Origin of the sequence: Methylorubrum rhodinum (assembly GCF_014199935.1) — a bacterium.
Classification (GTDB): Bacteria; Pseudomonadota; Alphaproteobacteria; order Rhizobiales; family Beijerinckiaceae; genus Methylobacterium; species Methylobacterium rhodinum.
Genome location: NZ_JACHOP010000022.1, coordinates 55,523 through 70,533 on the forward strand (window position 1 = coordinate 55,523; position 15,011 = coordinate 70,533).

Here is a 15,011-nt window from a genome sequence, read left to right on the forward strand (position 1 = left end):
CCCGGCTTTCGGGAAAAGCCGATGCGGCACGGAAAACATGGAGCCTCGGCCGATCTCCCGGCAACTGGACGATCCCGCGCCCGGACCCAGATGGGACGGACCTTCCGCCCTCCGGGCATCCCGACGAGATCCGCGATGCAGGCCGATCCCCCCGCCGATTCCCCCCTTTCGTCCCCCACCCTCGACGACGAGACGATCGCGTTCGCGGGCCGCGTCTTCCAGTACGCCCGGATGGGCCACGCCGAGGAACTCGCCGGGCTGTTCGCGCAGGGGCTTCCGGCCAACCTGCGCAACGACAAGGGCGACAGCCTGCTGATGCTCGCCGCCTATAACGGCCACGCGGAGACCGCCCGCGTCGTCCTGGAGGCGGGCGGCGATCCCGAACTCGCCAACGACCGCGGCCAGACCCCGCTCGCGGGCGCCGCCTTCAAGGGCGAGGCCGGCATCGTGGAACTGCTGCTCGACCACGGCGCGCAGGTCGACGGGGCGGGCGACGGCGCGCGCACGGCGCTGATGGTGGCGGCGATGTTCGACCGCGTCGCGATCTGCGAGCTGCTGCTCGCCCGCGGCGCCGACCCGGCCCGCCGCGACGCCTCGGGCCTGAGCGCCGCGGAGCTGGCCCGGCAGATGGGTGCGACGGAGACCCCGGCCCTGCTGGAGCGGGCGGGAGGCTGAGGGCTGCTCCGCGCCGGTGTCGCCCAAACGACACGCGTCGTCCTGTTTCTCGGTCTACGTGCAGCACAGGCTTGCGACGACGCAAGGTGTAACTTAGGGCTGTGGCAGAGGTGATGCCACGATGTCCAAGACCGTCAGCGATTACACGGCCCTTTTGTCTGGATCGAGTTGGTGGGGCGGCAAGACCGTCGGTAAGCCCGTCTTCGTGACCTACTCGTTCGAGGTGGAAGCCTACGATTATCTTACGGATTTCGGGTTTTCGAGCGCGTACAAGTCTTCGTTCAAGCCGCTGACCAATTTCGAGGAGACCGCCGCCTCCTTCGCCCTCGGGCATTGGGAGGGATCCAGCGGGATCACGTTCCTCCAGGTCGCGCCGGGCGAGGGGGATATCCGGTTCGGGCGCTACGATTTCAGTAAGGACGCGGACGTCTCCGACGCCGCGGCCTTCGCCTATCATCCGGTGACCGCGATCGATCGCGACGGATCGTATTCCCTGGCCTTCGGCGGCGACGTGTCCATCGACCTGTCCGTCGCGGATTACTCGTTCTACGGCATGATCCACGTGCTGACGCACGAGGTCGGCCACGCGATCGGCCTCAAGCATCCGTTCGAGGGCGGCATCGTCCTCGACACGACTCTCGACACCGTCGCGCACACGATTATGAGCTATACCGGCGTGACGGCGACGCTGCCCAAGCTCGGCGAACTGGACGAGGCGGCCGTCGCGTATCTGTACGGTCCCGAAACGGCGGATGGCAAGCAGGTCTCGAGCTGGAACTGGGACGAGAAGACCTACACGCTGACCCAGACCGGCGGATCAGGAAAGGACACGATCCGCGGCGTCTCGACGAAGGATGTCATCCGGGGCGGTGGCGGCGACGATCTGGTGTTCAGCGGCACCGGCGACGACCGGATCGAGGGTGGGGCGAACGACGACGTGGTCTTCGCCGACGACGGTGACGACACCGTGTTCGGCGGCGCGGGCGACGATGTCCTCCATGCCGGAGACGGCCGGGACGTGCTGTCCGGCGACGCAGGGAACGACGCGCTCGCAGGCGACGACGGCGACGATGTCCTGAAGGGCGGAGACGGCGCCGACGCGCTGTTCGGCTTCTCCGGCCAGGACCGGCTCGAAGGCGGGACCGGGGACGACGTGCTGGTGGGCGGCGCGGGCGACGACACGCTCGATGGCGGCGTCGGCGGCGCGATCGAGGGCGACACCGCCGAGTACGGCGCCGTGCGCCAAGCGATCCGGGTCGATCTGAACGGCCTGCGCGAGACCGTCGGCGGCAAGGTCGTGGTCTATCACGCGGCCGGAGCGGAGATCGGACGCGACACCCTCGTCAGCGTCGAGAACGTGGTCGGCGGCGCCCGCTCCGACGTGCTGATCGGCGACGGGGCCGCCAACCGCTTCTGGGGTGGGGCCGGCAACGATCTGCTCCAGGGCAACGCAGGCGCCGACCGACTCGAGGGCGGAGAGGGCGGCGATCGCCTCGAGGGCGGGGCCGGGGACGATCTGCTGGTGGGTGGCGCCGGCAACGACACGCTCGAGGGCGGGACCGCGAGCGACACCGCCGATTACGGCGCGGCGCGCCAGGCCGTCCGGGTCGACCTGAACGGCGTGCGCGAGACCGTCGGCGGCAAGGTCGTGGTCCATCACGCATCGGGAACCGAGATCGGCCGCGACACCTTCGTCAGCATCGAGAACGTCGTCGGGGGAATGCGTTCCGACATGCTGATCGGCAATGCCGTCGCGAACCGTCTCGCCGGGAACAACGGCGACGACACGTTCAAGGGCGGCGGCGGCGCCGACACCCTCACCGGGGGAGCCGGCGCCGACCGCTTCGTGTTCGACACGAAGCCCGGCGCGAACGACGCCGACCGGATCACCGACTTCACGGTCGGCACCGACAAGCTCTGGCTCGACGACGACGTGTTCACCGGGCTGAAGGCGGGGCTGCTCGCCGAGGGGCGGTTCCATGCCGGCCGCGCCGCCCACGATGCCGACGACCGCCTGATCTTCGACGCGCGGAGCAAGAGCCTGTTCTACGACGCCGACGGCACGGGGGCCGGGGCCCAGGTGAAGATCGCGACCCTCGACAAGGTCGCCTCGCTCAGCGCTTCCGACTTCCTGATCGTCGTGTAGGATCGCCCCCACGGCCCCGGACCGACGATCCGGGCCGGGGAGGGACGCCATGGTTCAAGCGGTCGGGGCGATCGACCAGGGCACCACGAGCACGCGCTTCATCGTGTTCGACCGCGCCGGCGCCATCCGGGGCCAAGCCCAGCGCGAGCACGAGCAGATCTTCCCGCGCCCCGGCTGGGTCGAGCACGATGCCCGCGAGATCTGGCGCAACACCCGCACGGTGATGCGCGAGGGGCTGGTCCGGGCCGGGCTGGAGCCCTCGGACCTCGCGGCCATCGGCATCACCAACCAGCGCGAGACGGCGCTGCTGTGGGATGCCGAGACCGGCGAGCCGCTCCACAACGCGCTGGTCTGGCAGGACACCCGCACCGACCGGCAGGTCGCCGCGCTGGCCCGCGACGGCGGGCGCGACCGGTTCCGCGATCTCACCGGCCTGCCGCTGGCGAGCTACTTCTCCGCCTCGAAGCTCGCGTGGCTGCTCGACCATGTCGAGGGGGCGCGGGAGCGGGCCGAGGACGGGCGCGCCCTGTTCGGCACGTTCGATTCCTGGCTGGTCTGGAACCTCACCGGCGGCGAGGCGGGCGGCCTGCACGTCACCGACGTGACGAATGCCAGCCGCACCCAGCTGATGTCGCTCGCGACCCTCGACTGGGACGACGGCATGCTCGGCGTGTTCCGCATCCCCCGCGCGGTGCTGCCGCGGATCGTCGCGTCGAGCGCGGTGCTGGGCGAGACCCGCGACCCGTTCGAGGGGGTGCCGGTGGCCGGCATCCTCGGCGACCAGCAGGCGGCGCTCTTCGGCCAGACCTGCTTCGAGCCGGGCGAGGGCAAGAACACCTACGGCACCGGCGCGTTCGCCCTGATGAACACCGGCCCCGAGCCCGTCGCCTCCAAGGCCGGCCTCGTCACCACGGTGGCCTACCGCATCGGCGAGGCGCCTCCGGCCTACGCGCTGGAAGGCTCGATCGCCATCACCGGCGCGCTGGTGCAGTGGCTGCGCGACAATCTCGGGCTGATCAAGGAATCGGCGGACGTCGAAGCGCTGGCCCGCAGCGTCGAGGACAACGGCGGCGTCTACGTGGTGCCGGCCTTCTCCGGCCTCTACGCCCCGCATTGGCGCGACGACGCCCGCGGCCTGATCATCGGGCTCACCCGCTACGCCAACAAGGGCCACATCGCCCGCGCGTGCCTGGAGGCCACCGCCTACCAGACCCGCGAGGTGCTGGAGGCGATGGAGCGCGATTCCGGGATTCGACTCGGCGAGCTGCGCTGCGACGGCGGCATGGTCGTCAACGACCTGCTGATGCAGTTCCAGGCCGACATCCTCGACCGCGAGACCCTGCGCCCCAAGGTGTCCGAGACCACGGCGCTCGGCGCCGCCTACGCCGCGGGCCTCGCCACCGGATTCTGGGCCGGCTTGGCGGACCTCAAGGACAATGGGGCGGTTGACCGACGCTGGCATCCGCGCCTCGACGCGGACCGGCGCGCGGCCCTGTTCTCCGGCTGGAGCCGGGCGGTGGAGCGCTCCTTCGGCTGGGTGGAGGACGAGGCATGAGGACGGGCCGGGCTTTCGCGATCACACTTCTGACGATGACGATGTCTTTTGGAACCGCGGCCGAGGCCGCTCCGCAGAGCTATCCGGGCCAGAGCGAGGGCGACGTCGTCGTCAAGGACTTGCGCCTCGCCGACGGCGGGAGCCTGGAACAAGCAAAACTCCACTACACCACGCTCGGCACGCCGCATCGCGGCGCCGACGGCGCGATCGACAACGCGGTCCTCGTCCTGCACGGCACCACCGGCACCGGAAAGAGCTTCCTGATCCCGACGCTCGGCCCCGAGCTGTTCGGCGAGGGGGCGCCGCTCGATGCGCGCCGCTGGTACGTGATCCTGCCCGACGGGCTCGGGCGCGGCGGCTCGTCGAAGCCCTCGGACGGGCTCAAGGGCCGCTTCCCCCGCTACGGCTACGGCGACGTGGTCGAGGGCCAGCGCCGGGTGGTCGAGGAGCTCGGCGTCAAGCGCCTGCGCCTCGTGCTCGGCACCTCCATGGGCGGGATGCAGGCCTGGATGTGGGGCATCCGCCATCCCGACGCCATGGACCTGATCATGGCGGTGGCGAGCCAGCCGATCCCGGTGAGCGGGCGCAACGCCCTGTGGCGGCGCCTGCTGATCGAGGGCATCCGCTCCGATCCCGACTGGAAGGGCGGCGAGTACACCGAGCAGCCGCGCCGCTTCGAGCGCATCCTGCCGATCTTCAACATCATGACCGAGAGCGTGCTCGGCCTGCAGAGCCAAGCGCCGACGCGGGCGGCCTCGGACACGGCCTATGACCGGATGATCGCCGGCTACGAGCGCAAGGCCGACGCCAACGACTGGCTCTACTGGTTCGATTCCTCCTACGACTACGACCCCTTCCCGGAGCTTGCTAGGATCAAGGCCAAGGTGCTGGCGGTGAACTTCGCCGACGACGAGCTGAACCCGCCCCAGCTCGACGTGATGAACGCGGCGCTGGCTAAGGTGAAGGATGGCCGCTTCGTGCTGGTGCCGACCTCGCCCGAGACCCACGGCCACCAGTCGCTGCGCTACGCCGCCCTGTGGAAGCGCCACCTCGCCGAGTTCCTAGGCGCGCCCGACGCAAAGACGGAAGGGGCGAATTCGCCGGAAGGACCGGCGAAACGCTGAAAGCCTGCTCGACCTGGCCCTTCGAGAGCAGCCCGGCTCGATGCTGAGGTTGTTTCGATCCGTCCCCTCATCCCGAGGTGCGGAGCGAAGCGGAGCCTTGAGGGAAGGCTTCGGGGATCGCGCGATCCGCTGGAGCCTTCCTTCGAGGCCGCTGGTGCGGCACCTCGGGATGAGGGTATTGGGTGAGAGGAACGGTCGAACCGGCGCTGAGATGATCGGGCGTGATCGTTCGAAACAACGGAAAGGTTGCGTAAAAGCTTTCCTTCTGCCGCTGCGCGAAAACCAACGAATGTTATCCGGCTGCGATCTTAGCCCATGATAGGTCTTGCGGCTCTATCGGCGTCGTTCACGCGGGCGTGATCCGGATTCGGCCGGCCGACGGGAGCGGAGAGACTTGATGACTGTTGCGGCGACGGAAAATTAACCGTTCGAATTATAAATCCGGTTCCGAGAATTGCTCCTGCACTCGACCGGACTCACCATGCGCGTCTCCCTCAAAGCGGCCCTGGCCGGCTCGTTCAGCCTGCTCGCCGTCGTCGCGGCGGCCCAGGGCGGGCTCAGCATCGTCAAGCTGGCGGCGATCGATGGCGAGGTGCGGGCGATCGCCGACAACTGGCTGCCCTCGGTCGGCCTGCTCGGCGACATCAGCACGGCGACCCGCGACGAGCGGGTGAAGTCCTACCGCTACGTCGCCACCTCGGACACGCCGCAACTGCTCATCGACAACGAGAAGAGCGTGCGGACGAGCCAGAAGGCGCTCTCCGACCTGCGCAAGGCCTACGAGCCGCTGATCGCCTCGCCCGAGGAGCGGGCGCTCTACGAGCGCTTCTCCGCCACCTGGGCGACCTACACGGTGCGGCTGGAGGAGATCGTCGGGATGATGCGGGCCGGCCGGCAGGCCGAGGCGCTGACCCTGCTGGCCGGGCCCGACACCCTCGCCTTGGCCCAGGCCGCCACCAAGGCGCTGCAGGAGAACGTCGCCCTGAACAAGCGCGGCGCCAAGGACAGCGTCGCCCACGCCGTCGAGAGCGCGGCCTCGGCCGCCACGACCGCCTGGATCGCCATGGCGGTGACGCTGCTCTGCGCGCTGCTCGCCGCCCTGTTCGGCTGGCTCGGCATCTCGCGGCCGATCGAGGGGATGACCGCGGCGATGGGCCGGCTGGCGGCGGGCGACGCCACCCTCGACGTGCCGGGAAGCGGCCGCGGCGACGAGATCGGCGCGATGTCGGCCGCCGTACAGGTGTTCAAGGACAACCTGATCCGCGCCCGCGCGCTGGAGGAAGAATCCGCGCTCGCCCGCGCCGGGGCGGAAGCCCAGCGCAAGGCGGCGGCCCGCGACATGGCCGACGCGTTCGAGCGCGCGGTCGGCGGGGTCGTCGGTGGGCTCTCGGCGGCGGCGACCGAGCTGCAGGCGACCGCGCAACAGATGACCGCCACCGCCGCCCAGACCGCGGCCCAGTCCGGCACGGTCGCGAGCGCCGCCGACGAGGCGGCCTCGAACGTCGGCACCGTCGCGGCGGCGGCGGAGGAACTCGGCGCCTCGGTGCAGGAGATCGGCCGACAGGTCGACGGCTCTGCCGAACTCGCCCAGGCCGCGGTGGGCGAGGCCGGGCAGACCGCCATCCTCGTGCGCGACCTGTCGGACGCGGCCTCCCGCATCGGCGACGTGGTGGCGATGATCGCCACCATCGCCGGCCAGACCAACCTTCTGGCCTTGAACGCCACGATCGAGGCGGCCCGCGCCGGCGAGGCGGGCCGGGGCTTCGCGGTCGTCGCCGCGGAAGTGAAGGAACTGGCGAACCAGACCGCGCGCGCCACGGAAGAGATCACCGGCCAGATCGGCCGCATCCAGTCCTCGACCGGTCAGGCGGTGTCGGCCATCGACAGCATCGCCGGGCGCATCCGCGAGATCAGCGGGGTCGCCACCGGCATCGCCGCGGCGGTGGAGGAGCAGGGCGCCGCGACCCAGGAGATCGTGCGCAACGTGGCGCAGGCCGCGAGCGGCGCGGGCGCAGTGACGGCCAACATCGCGGGCGTGGCGAGCGCGGCGGAAGAAACCGGCGCGGCGGCGAGCCAAGTGCTTGCCTCGGCGACCGAGCTGTCGCGCCAGTCCGAGCATCTCGGCGCCGAGGTCGCCCGCTTCCTCGGCACCGTGCGGGCCGCCTGAGACGGCTTCAGAAGACCGGCGGCTCCGCGCTCGCGGCCTCGGCTGCGGGCGTCTTCTTCTTGCGGGGCTTGCGCGGCTTGATCGGCGCCTCCTCCTCGGTGGCGCGCTCGTGGATCGCGAAGGCGTGGAGGTCGCTCGCCGGCTCCGGCGCCGGGCTCTGCCCCTGGTCCTCGATCAGCGCGTAGAAGGCGGCGCGCACGACCTCCTTCTTGCTGGCCTCGGGATGCCGCTCGCGCACCGCGCCCAGCAGTTCCTTCGGCTTCATACCGGCTGCCGCCACGCTGCGCAGCGTGGCCGCGATCTCGTCGATCGACGCCATCTCGTTCCTGTCTCCGGTCGCAACTCCCCGACCTGTGGTCGGCGTACCGACTTTAACACAAGTATGACGGCCCGGTCTGCCTGCGGATCGCCTTCATCCGGAGGCGTTCAGGGCCGAAAACCCTCGAACACCATCTGGTCGGCATGCGCGGCGGCCAGCGCCCGCTGCTCGGGCGTGCGGACGGTCCAGGTCATCACCGGCATGTTGCCGAGGCGGCGGCAGAGATAGGGCACCGGCCCCGGCAGGTCGCCGACCCGCCAGGACAGGAAGTCCGGCCGGCTCTCGTCGAGATGGAGCAGGCCCGAGAGCGCCGTGCGCAGCGAGGGCGTCAGCCGGTCGTATTCGGGATCGTCCTGGCTCGCCTCGGCGACGATGCCGCGGGGTATTTTTTCGGGCGCGATCTCCGCCAGAGTCCCGACGATGCCGGGATCGAAGGATTTGAGCGCGATCGGCGCGTCGAAGCCGGCCACGACCTCCGCAGTGCGGCGGGTGAGGCGCCGGTCGCCGTCGAAGCGGCTCTTGATCTCGACCACCACCGGCACACGGCCGCCGATATGGGTGAGGAATTCGGTCAGCGTCGGGATGCGCTCGGCGGTGCCGAAGACCGTGAGCTTGCCGAGTTCGGCGGCGGGCGTCGCGTCCACCGCGCCCTCGGTGCCGGTGAGCCGCCCCAGCGTCGCATCGTGAAACACCATCGCCTCGCCGTCGGCGCTGATCTGCACGTCGCACTCGATGGCGTAGCCCGCCAAAGCCGCGGCCTCGGCGGCGGCGAGCGTGTTCTCGGGGATGCCGCCCGCGCGGTCGTGCAGCCCGCGATGGGCGATCGGCCGCGCGGTCAGCCAGGCGGGGGCGTTGAGGGGCCGGCTCACGCGACCTCGAACATCGCCTCGACCTCGACCGCGGCGTCGAGGGGAAGTTCGGCGACGCCTACGGTGGAGCGGGCATGGCGGCCCTTGTCGCCCAGCACCGCGACCATCAGGTCGGAGGCGCCGTTCATGATGGGGGCGAGCGCGGAAAACGTCGGCACGGCGTTGATGAAGCCGCCGAGCCGCACGCATTGCACGACGCCGCGGTCGAGATCACCCACCGCCGCCTCGATCTGGGCCAGCACGTTGAGCGCGCAGAGCTTGGCCGCCTCGATCCCGGCCTCGTTCGAGACCTCGGCGCCGAGCTTGCCCTTGTGGGCGTCGGCGAGCTTGCCGTCCGGCCCGAAGCAGATCTGGCCGGAGACGATCACGAGGTTGCCCGAGCGCACGAACGGCACGTAGTTCGCGACCGGTGCGGCGGCCTTCGGCAGGGTGAGCCCGAGGGCTTCCAGGCGTTCCTTGACCGAGTTCATCGCGTACTCCGCTCCTCAGGGCTGCTTCGTCGCGGGGGACGAAGCACGGGGGCAGGGCGGGGCGCAAGGGGCGTTCCGCTGCGTCCCCTTGCGCCTGATTCGGCCGCGCGCCGGCTGAGCCGGCAAAGGAGCCGGGAAAAGCCCGTCACGACACGCCACGGTGTCCGCGGCGTTGCGAACACCCCCTTTTCCAGTGTAATCGCGACCGTGCCGCCCGCATCCCGAGGCGGCGCTTTCGTTTGGAAAGCCGTTTCGAGGAAGCCGGATGACCGCGACCTCCGCCCTGCTGCCGACCTATGCCCGCGCGCCGCTCGCCTTCGAGCGCGGCGAGGGCGCTTGGCTCGTGACGGAGCACGGCGAGCGCTATCTCGATTTCGGGGCGGGCATCGCGGTCAACGCGCTCGGCCACGCGCATCCCCACCTCGTGGAAGCTCTGACCACGCAGGCGCAGAAGCTCTGGCACACCTCGAACCTGTTCCAGATCCCCGAGGGCGAGCGGCTCGGCCGGCGGCTCGTCGACGCGACCTTCGCGGACGTGGCCTTCTTCGCCAATTCCGGCGCCGAGGCGAACGAGGCCGCCATCAAGATGGCGCGCAAGTACCACGCCGCGGGCGGCCACCCCGAGCGCTACCGCATCGTCACGTTCGAGGGCGCCTTCCACGGGCGCACGCTCGCCACCATCGCGGCGGGCGGGCAGCAGAAATACATCGACGGCTTCGGCCCCAAGGTCGAGGGCTTCGATCAGGTGCCGGTCGGCGACTTCGATGCGCTGGAAGCGGTGATCGGCCCCGAGACTGCGGCCCTGATGATCGAGCCGATCCAGGGGGAGGGCGGCCTGCGGGTGATCCCCGGCGAGACGCTCCGGCGGCTCCGCGCGCTGTGCGACGAACACGGCCTGCTCCTCATCATGGACGAGGTCCAGACCGGCGTCGGGCGCACGGGCAAGTTCTTCGCGCACGAATGGTCGGGGGTGACCCCGGACATCATGAGCGCGGCCAAGGGCATCGGCGGCGGCTTCCCGCTCGGCGTCTGCCTCGCCACGCTCGACGCCGCCCGCGGCATGGTCGCCGGCTCGCACGGCACCACCTTCGGCGGCAACCCGCTCGCCATGGCGGTGGGCAACGCCGTGCTCGACGTGGTGCTGGGCGAGGGCTTCCTCGCCCATGTCGAGCGGATGGGCCTGCTGCTGACGCAGAAGCTCGCCGGCCTCATCGACCGCCATCCGCACGTCTTTATCGAGATGCGCGGACAGGGGCTGATGCGCGGCCTGAAGCTCAACCTGCCGAACACCGAGTTCGCGGCCGCCGCCCGCGCGCGGCACCTGCTGGTGATCCCGGCGGGCGACAACGTGGTCCGCCTGCTGCCGCCGCTGATCGTCGGCGCGGCGGAGGTGGACGAGGCCGTGGCCCGGCTGGAGGCCGCGGCGACCGATCTGGAGGCGCAGATGCGCGGCGCGGCCTAACGGGCTTTTCCCATGAAGCGCCTCAGCGGCGCTTCGTGGGGGCCTTGGGCTGTCCCGCGAGCGAAGATTCAATGAGCACGACCCTGAACGGCAGCGGACGCGAAGTCCGCCACTTCCTCGACCTCAAGGATTTCTCCGCCGAGACCCTGCGCGGCATCCTCGATTCCGGCGCGGCCATCAAGCGCGCGCGGGTGAAGGGCCGGCAGGCCGCGGAGCGCCCGCTCACCGGCAAGACGCTGGCCATGGTGTTCGACCGGCCGTCCACCCGCACCCGCGTCTCGTTCGATGTCGGCATGCGCGAACTCGGCGGCGACACCCTGATGCTGACCGGCAAGGAGATGCAGCTCGGCCGCGGCGAGACGGTGGCGGACACCGCCCGCGTGCTGTCGCGCTTCGTCGACGCCATCGTGATCCGCACCCTCGACCACGCCCTGATGCTGGAACTGGCCGAGCACGCCGAGGTGCCGGTGATCAACGCGCTGACCAAGGTCTCGCATCCCTGCCAGATCATGGCCGACATCATGACCTTCGAGGAGCATCGCGGGCCGATCCGGGGCAAGACCGTCGCGTGGTCGGGCGACGCCAACAACGTGCTGGCGAGCTGGGTCCACGCGGCGGCCCGCTTCGACTTCACCCTCACCGTCGCCGCCCCCGAGGAACTGGCGATGCCGCCCGCGCTTGTCGCCTGGGCCGAGCGCGAGGGCGCGCGGGTCACCGCCTCCACCGACGCTTACGAGGCGGTGAAGGGCGCGGACGCCGTCGTGACCGATTGCTGGGTCTCGATGGGCGACGCCGACGAGCATTTCCGCCACAACCTGCTCTCGCCCTACCGGGTCGATGCCGCCCTGATGGCGCATGCGGCCAAGGATGCGATCTTCCTCCACTGCCTGCCGGCCCATCGCGGCGAGGAGGTCACGGCCGAGGTGATCGACGGCCCGCAATCGGTGGTGTTCGACGAGGCCGAGAACCGGCTCCACGCGCAGAAGGGGATTCTGGCTTGGTGTCTGGGGGAGGAGGCGTAAGCCTTTTCTACTGGCACCGATTGATCGAGGTGCTTCGTGCGCATCCCCTCTCCCCGCCGTGCGGGGAGAGGGCTTTGCCGGCCTTGTCGTCGGCAAAGCGAGGCGGCAGCCGATGGTGAGGGGGCTTCTACGGAAGAGCCCCAACCTGAGCCGCCCCCTCACCACCGCTTCGCTTCCTGCATGGACGACGAGGTCCATGCAGGCCTCTCCCCGCGTGCGGGGAGAGGGGGAACCGGCTGCGTCCGAACGCCTAACCTTCCTCCGCCCGCTCCAGAAACGCCGCGTACGCCCCCGTCACCGCCCCTGGCCGCTCGAAATGCGGGAACGCGCCCGTCGGCAAGCGCAGGATCGTCCAGTTCGGGCGGCCCACGACCTCGCCGACATGGCGGTAATCCACGAAGTCGCCGCGCGCGCCGTGGACCATGAAGACCGGGAGCGTCAGCGCCTCGTAGACCCGCGTGGTGTCGTCCGGAAACAGATACCCTGAGATGAACGAGAACGGCGCGTGCTCGGCCCCCGGCTGGTGGGCCGAGAGCTGGTCGTAGGCCAGGAGGCCCTCGTCGATGTCGCGGCTGCCCCAGGTCTTTTCGAGGAAGAAGCGCATGCTCGGGGCGCTCACCAGCGCGTCGAAGAGCGGCCGGCCCCAGAGCGGGAAGGCGGCGAGCCGGCGCGCCGGCGCGCTGCCGCGGTGGCTGTCGAGCGGACCGCGGCCGGAGAGGCGGGCGTCGAACCCGGTCGGGCTGATCAGGCCGAGCGTGGCAAACAGTGCCGGCCGGTCGAGGGCGGCCCGCGCGAGGTAGGCGCAGGACAGCGACAGGGCCATGGCATCGACCGCGACCCCGCCGTGGCGCGCGGCGATCTCGGCCGCCGCGTCGAGGATCGCGTCGGCCATGAGGCGGGGCGTGTAGACCCGGTCCGCCCGCTCGGACGAGCCGAAGCCCGGCAGTTCGAGGGCGTAGACCGGGCGCTCGTGGCGAAAGTGCTCGTAGAGCGGCCGGACCTCGTAGGCGTTGGCCGCCGCGTTGATCGAGTGGATCAGGAGAAGCGGCCGCCCGGCCCTGGCATCCGCCGCGTAGAGGCCGACCCGCCCGGCGCGGGTGCGCAAGGCGGTGCGCCGCCCCGGCAGGGCCGGGGGGAGGGGTCCGCTGCGGTTGAGGCCGAGATGGCTCCAGGCGATCCACGCGCCCGCCGCCGCCAGCGGCAGCAGGGCGGCGCCTTTCAGCACCCGGCCTCGCTCGACCGATCTGCGTGTCCGATCCACCCGTGTCCTCCGTGGCCTCTTGAACGTCCGGCGACAACGCGGGGCGCCGCGGACGTTTCCGTCAGGCAGACGCCAGCGGCTTCGACACGTCCTCCAGCGACTTGCCCTCGGCCGCGGTGGCGTAGAGCCCGCCGACCACCGCCGCGACCGCCATCAGCGCGGCGCCGATGAGGTAGCCGACCAGCACCCAGTCCCGCGAGCCGGTCTCGACCAGCGTGCCGAACAGGAGCGGGCCGGACACGCCGCCGATGCCGGTGCCGATGGCGTAGAAGGCGGCGATCGCCAAGGCGCGAATCTCCAGCGGGAAGGTCTCGGCGACCGTGAGGTAGGCGGAGCTGGCCGCGGCGGACGCGAAGAAGAACACCACCATCCAGGCCGCGGTCTGGCCCACGGGGCCGAGGATGCCGAGATGGAACAGGTATCCGACGACGGCGAGCAGCACCGCCGAGATGCCGTAGGTCGCCGCGATCATCGGGCGCCGGCCCACCGTGTCGAACAGCCGCCCGAGCAGGAGCGGGCCGAGGAAGGAGCCCAGCGCGAAGGGCAGCAGGTACCAGCCGACATCGCCGCCGGGCACGTTGTAGAACCGCTCCAGCACCAGGGCGTAGGTGAAGAACAGGGCGTTGTAGAAGAACGCCTGGGCGATCATCAGCGCGAGCCCGACGAAGGTCTGGCGGCGGTTCGACACGAACATCGCGTTCGCCACCTCGGACAGCGGCGTGTGGCTGCGGACCTTGAGCTTGAGGCGCCGGTTCGGATCGGGCGGGGGCAGGGTGATGCCCTCGTCCGTGAAGCGCTTCTCGATGCCGGTCACGACCCGGTCGGCCTCCGCGGCGTAGCCGTGGGTGACGAGCCAGCGCGGGCTCTCGGGAATCCATGTGCGCAGCAGCAGGATCACGAGGCCGATGCCGCCGCCGACGAAGAAGGCGACGCGCCAGCCCCAGGCCGGGTCGATCACTTCCGGGCGCAGCAGCGCGATCGACAGGAACGAGCCCAGCGCCGCGCCGATCCAGAACGAGCCGTTGATGACGAGGTCGGTCCAGCCGCGCACGCGGGCCGGGATCAGCTCCTGGATGGTCGAGTTGATCGCGGTGTACTCGCCGCCGATGCCCGCCCCCGTGAGGAAGCGGAACAGGCAGAAGCTGTAGATGTCCCAGGACAGGCCGGTGGCCGCGGTCGCCACGAGGTAGAGGGCGAGCGTGATGAAGAACAGTTTCTTGCGGCCGATCCGGTCGGTGAGCCAGCCGAAGCCGAGCGCGCCGGTCACCGCGCCGATCAGGTAGGAACTCGCCGCCAGCCCGACGTCGAACTCGGTGAAAGCCATCGGCTCCTTGCGCAGCGCGCCGACCAGCGCACCGGCCAGCGTCACCTCCAGCCCGTCGAGGATCCAGGTGATGCCGAGCGCCACGATGACGAGGGTGTGGAAGCGGCCGAACGGCAGCCGGTCGAGCCGGGCCGCGATGTCGGTCTCGATGACGCTGCCCGCCGCCACCCGCTCGGGCGCCTGCGCCCCCGCCTGACCTTCCACGCGGCTCGTCATTGGGCCCCCGTTTACCGTGAATCCGGACTCTTGTTGGCAAGCGGCGGGCGGGCCCGGCGCGTATCCGACTCCGGCAACGCTTCAGCGCGCGAAATGGCTCATTCGCCGGGCCTGCCGCCATGAACTTTTCCGCCAGAGCGTTTTCACGCGCCGCTTTCCTTCCGCTCGCCGGTCTCGGCGGGCTGCTCGCCGCCTCGGCGCTCGCCTCCGACCGGCCTGGCTCGGCCGGCGCCGAGCGTTGGGCGCTGCGGCCGACGCGAAGCCCCGAGCCCGCGCCGACGCCGGTGCCGGTGCTGCGGGGCGTGAAGGCGATCCCGCTCTCGGACCTGCCCGGTGAGCGGCGCTCGGTGCGGGTGATCTACCAGGGCTACGGCCCGGTCGCGGCGGCGGAGCGCTGAGGC

Annotated in this window: 13 protein-coding genes; 8 read left to right on the forward strand and 5 right to left on the reverse strand. The window is 70.8% G+C overall.

Annotated features, from left to right (window positions below; all coding sequences use genetic code 11):
- Positions 1 to 135: 135 nt before the first annotated feature.
- The 5 genes from HNR00_RS20070 (at position 136) to HNR00_RS20090 (ending at position 7,667) form a co-directional block, all read left to right on the forward strand.
- Positions 136 to 675, forward strand: a complete 540-nt coding sequence (locus tag HNR00_RS20070; RefSeq protein ID WP_183572326.1) for an ankyrin repeat domain-containing protein — start codon at positions 136 to 138, stop codon at positions 673 to 675.
- 121 nt (positions 676 to 796) lie between these two features.
- Complete coding sequence (locus HNR00_RS20075) at positions 797 to 2,821, forward strand: matrixin family metalloprotease (protein WP_183572327.1); 2,025 nt, start codon at positions 797 to 799, stop codon at positions 2,819 to 2,821.
- Between the two features lie 49 nt (positions 2,822 to 2,870).
- Positions 2,871 to 4,376: a glycerol kinase GlpK gene (gene glpK, locus HNR00_RS20080; RefSeq protein WP_183572329.1), complete on the forward strand. Its 1,506-nt coding sequence runs from the start codon at positions 2,871 to 2,873 to the stop codon at positions 4,374 to 4,376.
- Positions 4,373 to 5,500, forward strand: a complete 1,128-nt coding sequence (locus HNR00_RS20085) for an alpha/beta fold hydrolase (RefSeq protein ID WP_183572331.1) — start codon at positions 4,373 to 4,375, stop codon at positions 5,498 to 5,500. The genes glpK and HNR00_RS20085 overlap by 4 nt, the downstream gene beginning before the upstream one ends.
- A 481-nt stretch (positions 5,501 to 5,981) precedes the next feature.
- Entirely contained in the window at positions 5,982 to 7,667 is a 1,686-nt protein-coding gene (locus tag HNR00_RS20090; RefSeq protein WP_183572333.1) for a methyl-accepting chemotaxis protein, read from the forward strand.
- A 7-nt stretch (positions 7,668 to 7,674) separates the two neighbouring features.
- Here HNR00_RS20090 and HNR00_RS20095 read toward each other — a convergent pair whose 3' ends face one another.
- The 3 genes from HNR00_RS20095 to HNR00_RS20105 form a co-directional block, all read right to left on the reverse strand.
- The gene (locus HNR00_RS20095) at positions 7,675 to 7,986 is read right to left on the reverse strand and encodes a hypothetical protein (RefSeq protein WP_183572335.1); all 312 of its coding nucleotides are present in this window, start codon (positions 7,984 to 7,986) and stop codon (positions 7,675 to 7,677) included.
- A gap of 107 nt (positions 7,987 to 8,093) precedes the next feature.
- The gene (locus HNR00_RS20100; RefSeq protein WP_183572337.1) at positions 8,094 to 8,855 is read right to left on the reverse strand and encodes a glycerophosphodiester phosphodiesterase family protein; all 762 of its coding nucleotides are present in this window, start codon (positions 8,853 to 8,855) and stop codon (positions 8,094 to 8,096) included.
- Positions 8,852 to 9,325, reverse strand: coding sequence for a RidA family protein (locus HNR00_RS20105; protein WP_183572339.1), 474 nt, complete (start codon positions 9,323 to 9,325; stop codon positions 8,852 to 8,854). Before HNR00_RS20105 ends, HNR00_RS20100 begins: the two co-directional genes overlap by 4 nt.
- Positions 9,326 to 9,590: 265 nt before the next feature.
- On the opposite strand from HNR00_RS20105, the gene HNR00_RS20110 reads away from it, so the two are divergent.
- Together HNR00_RS20110 and argF are read left to right on the forward strand one after the other, a co-directional pair.
- Complete coding sequence (locus tag HNR00_RS20110; protein ID WP_183572341.1) at positions 9,591 to 10,787, forward strand: aspartate aminotransferase family protein; 1,197 nt, start codon at positions 9,591 to 9,593, stop codon at positions 10,785 to 10,787.
- A 71-nt stretch (positions 10,788 to 10,858) separates the two neighbouring features.
- Entirely contained in the window at positions 10,859 to 11,809 is a 951-nt protein-coding gene (gene argF / locus HNR00_RS20115; RefSeq protein ID WP_183572343.1) for an ornithine carbamoyltransferase, read from the forward strand.
- A gap of 250 nt (positions 11,810 to 12,059) precedes the next feature.
- Here the strand turns inward: argF and HNR00_RS20120 are convergent, their stop codons facing one another.
- Both HNR00_RS20120 and HNR00_RS20125 read right to left on the reverse strand, forming a co-directional pair.
- Positions 12,060 to 13,034, reverse strand: coding sequence for an alpha/beta fold hydrolase (locus HNR00_RS20120; RefSeq protein ID WP_312886086.1), 975 nt, complete (start codon positions 13,032 to 13,034; stop codon positions 12,060 to 12,062).
- A 97-nt stretch (positions 13,035 to 13,131) separates the two neighbouring features.
- Complete coding sequence (locus tag HNR00_RS20125) at positions 13,132 to 14,610, reverse strand: MFS transporter (protein ID WP_183572347.1); 1,479 nt, start codon at positions 14,608 to 14,610, stop codon at positions 13,132 to 13,134.
- A gap of 119 nt (positions 14,611 to 14,729) precedes the next feature.
- Between HNR00_RS20125 and HNR00_RS20130 the strand changes: the two genes are divergently transcribed.
- The gene (locus HNR00_RS20130) at positions 14,730 to 15,008 is read left to right on the forward strand and encodes a hypothetical protein (protein ID WP_183572349.1); all 279 of its coding nucleotides are present in this window, start codon (positions 14,730 to 14,732) and stop codon (positions 15,006 to 15,008) included.
- Positions 15,009 to 15,011 lie beyond the last annotated feature (3 nt).

What these genes read in the sequence shown, in the direction of transcription:
- HNR00_RS20070 (WP_183572326.1), top strand. Translation starts at nt 136, where the DNA reads ATGCAGGCCGATCCCCCCGCCGATTCCCCCCTTTCGTCCCCCACCCTC.
- HNR00_RS20075 (WP_183572327.1), top strand. Translation starts at nt 797, where the DNA reads ATGTCCAAGACCGTCAGCGATTACACGGCCCTTTTGTCTGGATCGAGT.
- glpK (WP_183572329.1), top strand. Translation starts at nt 2,871, where the DNA reads ATGGTTCAAGCGGTCGGGGCGATCGACCAGGGCACCACGAGCACGCGC.
- HNR00_RS20085 (WP_183572331.1), top strand. Translation starts at nt 4,373, where the DNA reads ATGAGGACGGGCCGGGCTTTCGCGATCACACTTCTGACGATGACGATG.
- HNR00_RS20090 (WP_183572333.1), top strand. Translation starts at nt 5,982, where the DNA reads ATGCGCGTCTCCCTCAAAGCGGCCCTGGCCGGCTCGTTCAGCCTGCTC.
- HNR00_RS20095 (WP_183572335.1), bottom strand. Translation starts at nt 7,986, where the DNA reads ATGGCGTCGATCGACGAGATCGCGGCCACGCTGCGCAGCGTGGCGGCA.
- HNR00_RS20105 (WP_183572339.1), bottom strand. Translation starts at nt 9,325, where the DNA reads ATGAACTCGGTCAAGGAACGCCTGGAAGCCCTCGGGCTCACCCTGCCG.
- HNR00_RS20110 (WP_183572341.1), top strand. Translation starts at nt 9,591, where the DNA reads ATGACCGCGACCTCCGCCCTGCTGCCGACCTATGCCCGCGCGCCGCTC.
- argF (WP_183572343.1), top strand. Translation starts at nt 10,859, where the DNA reads ATGAGCACGACCCTGAACGGCAGCGGACGCGAAGTCCGCCACTTCCTC.
- HNR00_RS20125 (WP_183572347.1), bottom strand. Translation starts at nt 14,610, where the DNA reads ATGACGAGCCGCGTGGAAGGTCAGGCGGGGGCGCAGGCGCCCGAGCGG.
- HNR00_RS20130 (WP_183572349.1), top strand. Translation starts at nt 14,730, where the DNA reads ATGAACTTTTCCGCCAGAGCGTTTTCACGCGCCGCTTTCCTTCCGCTC.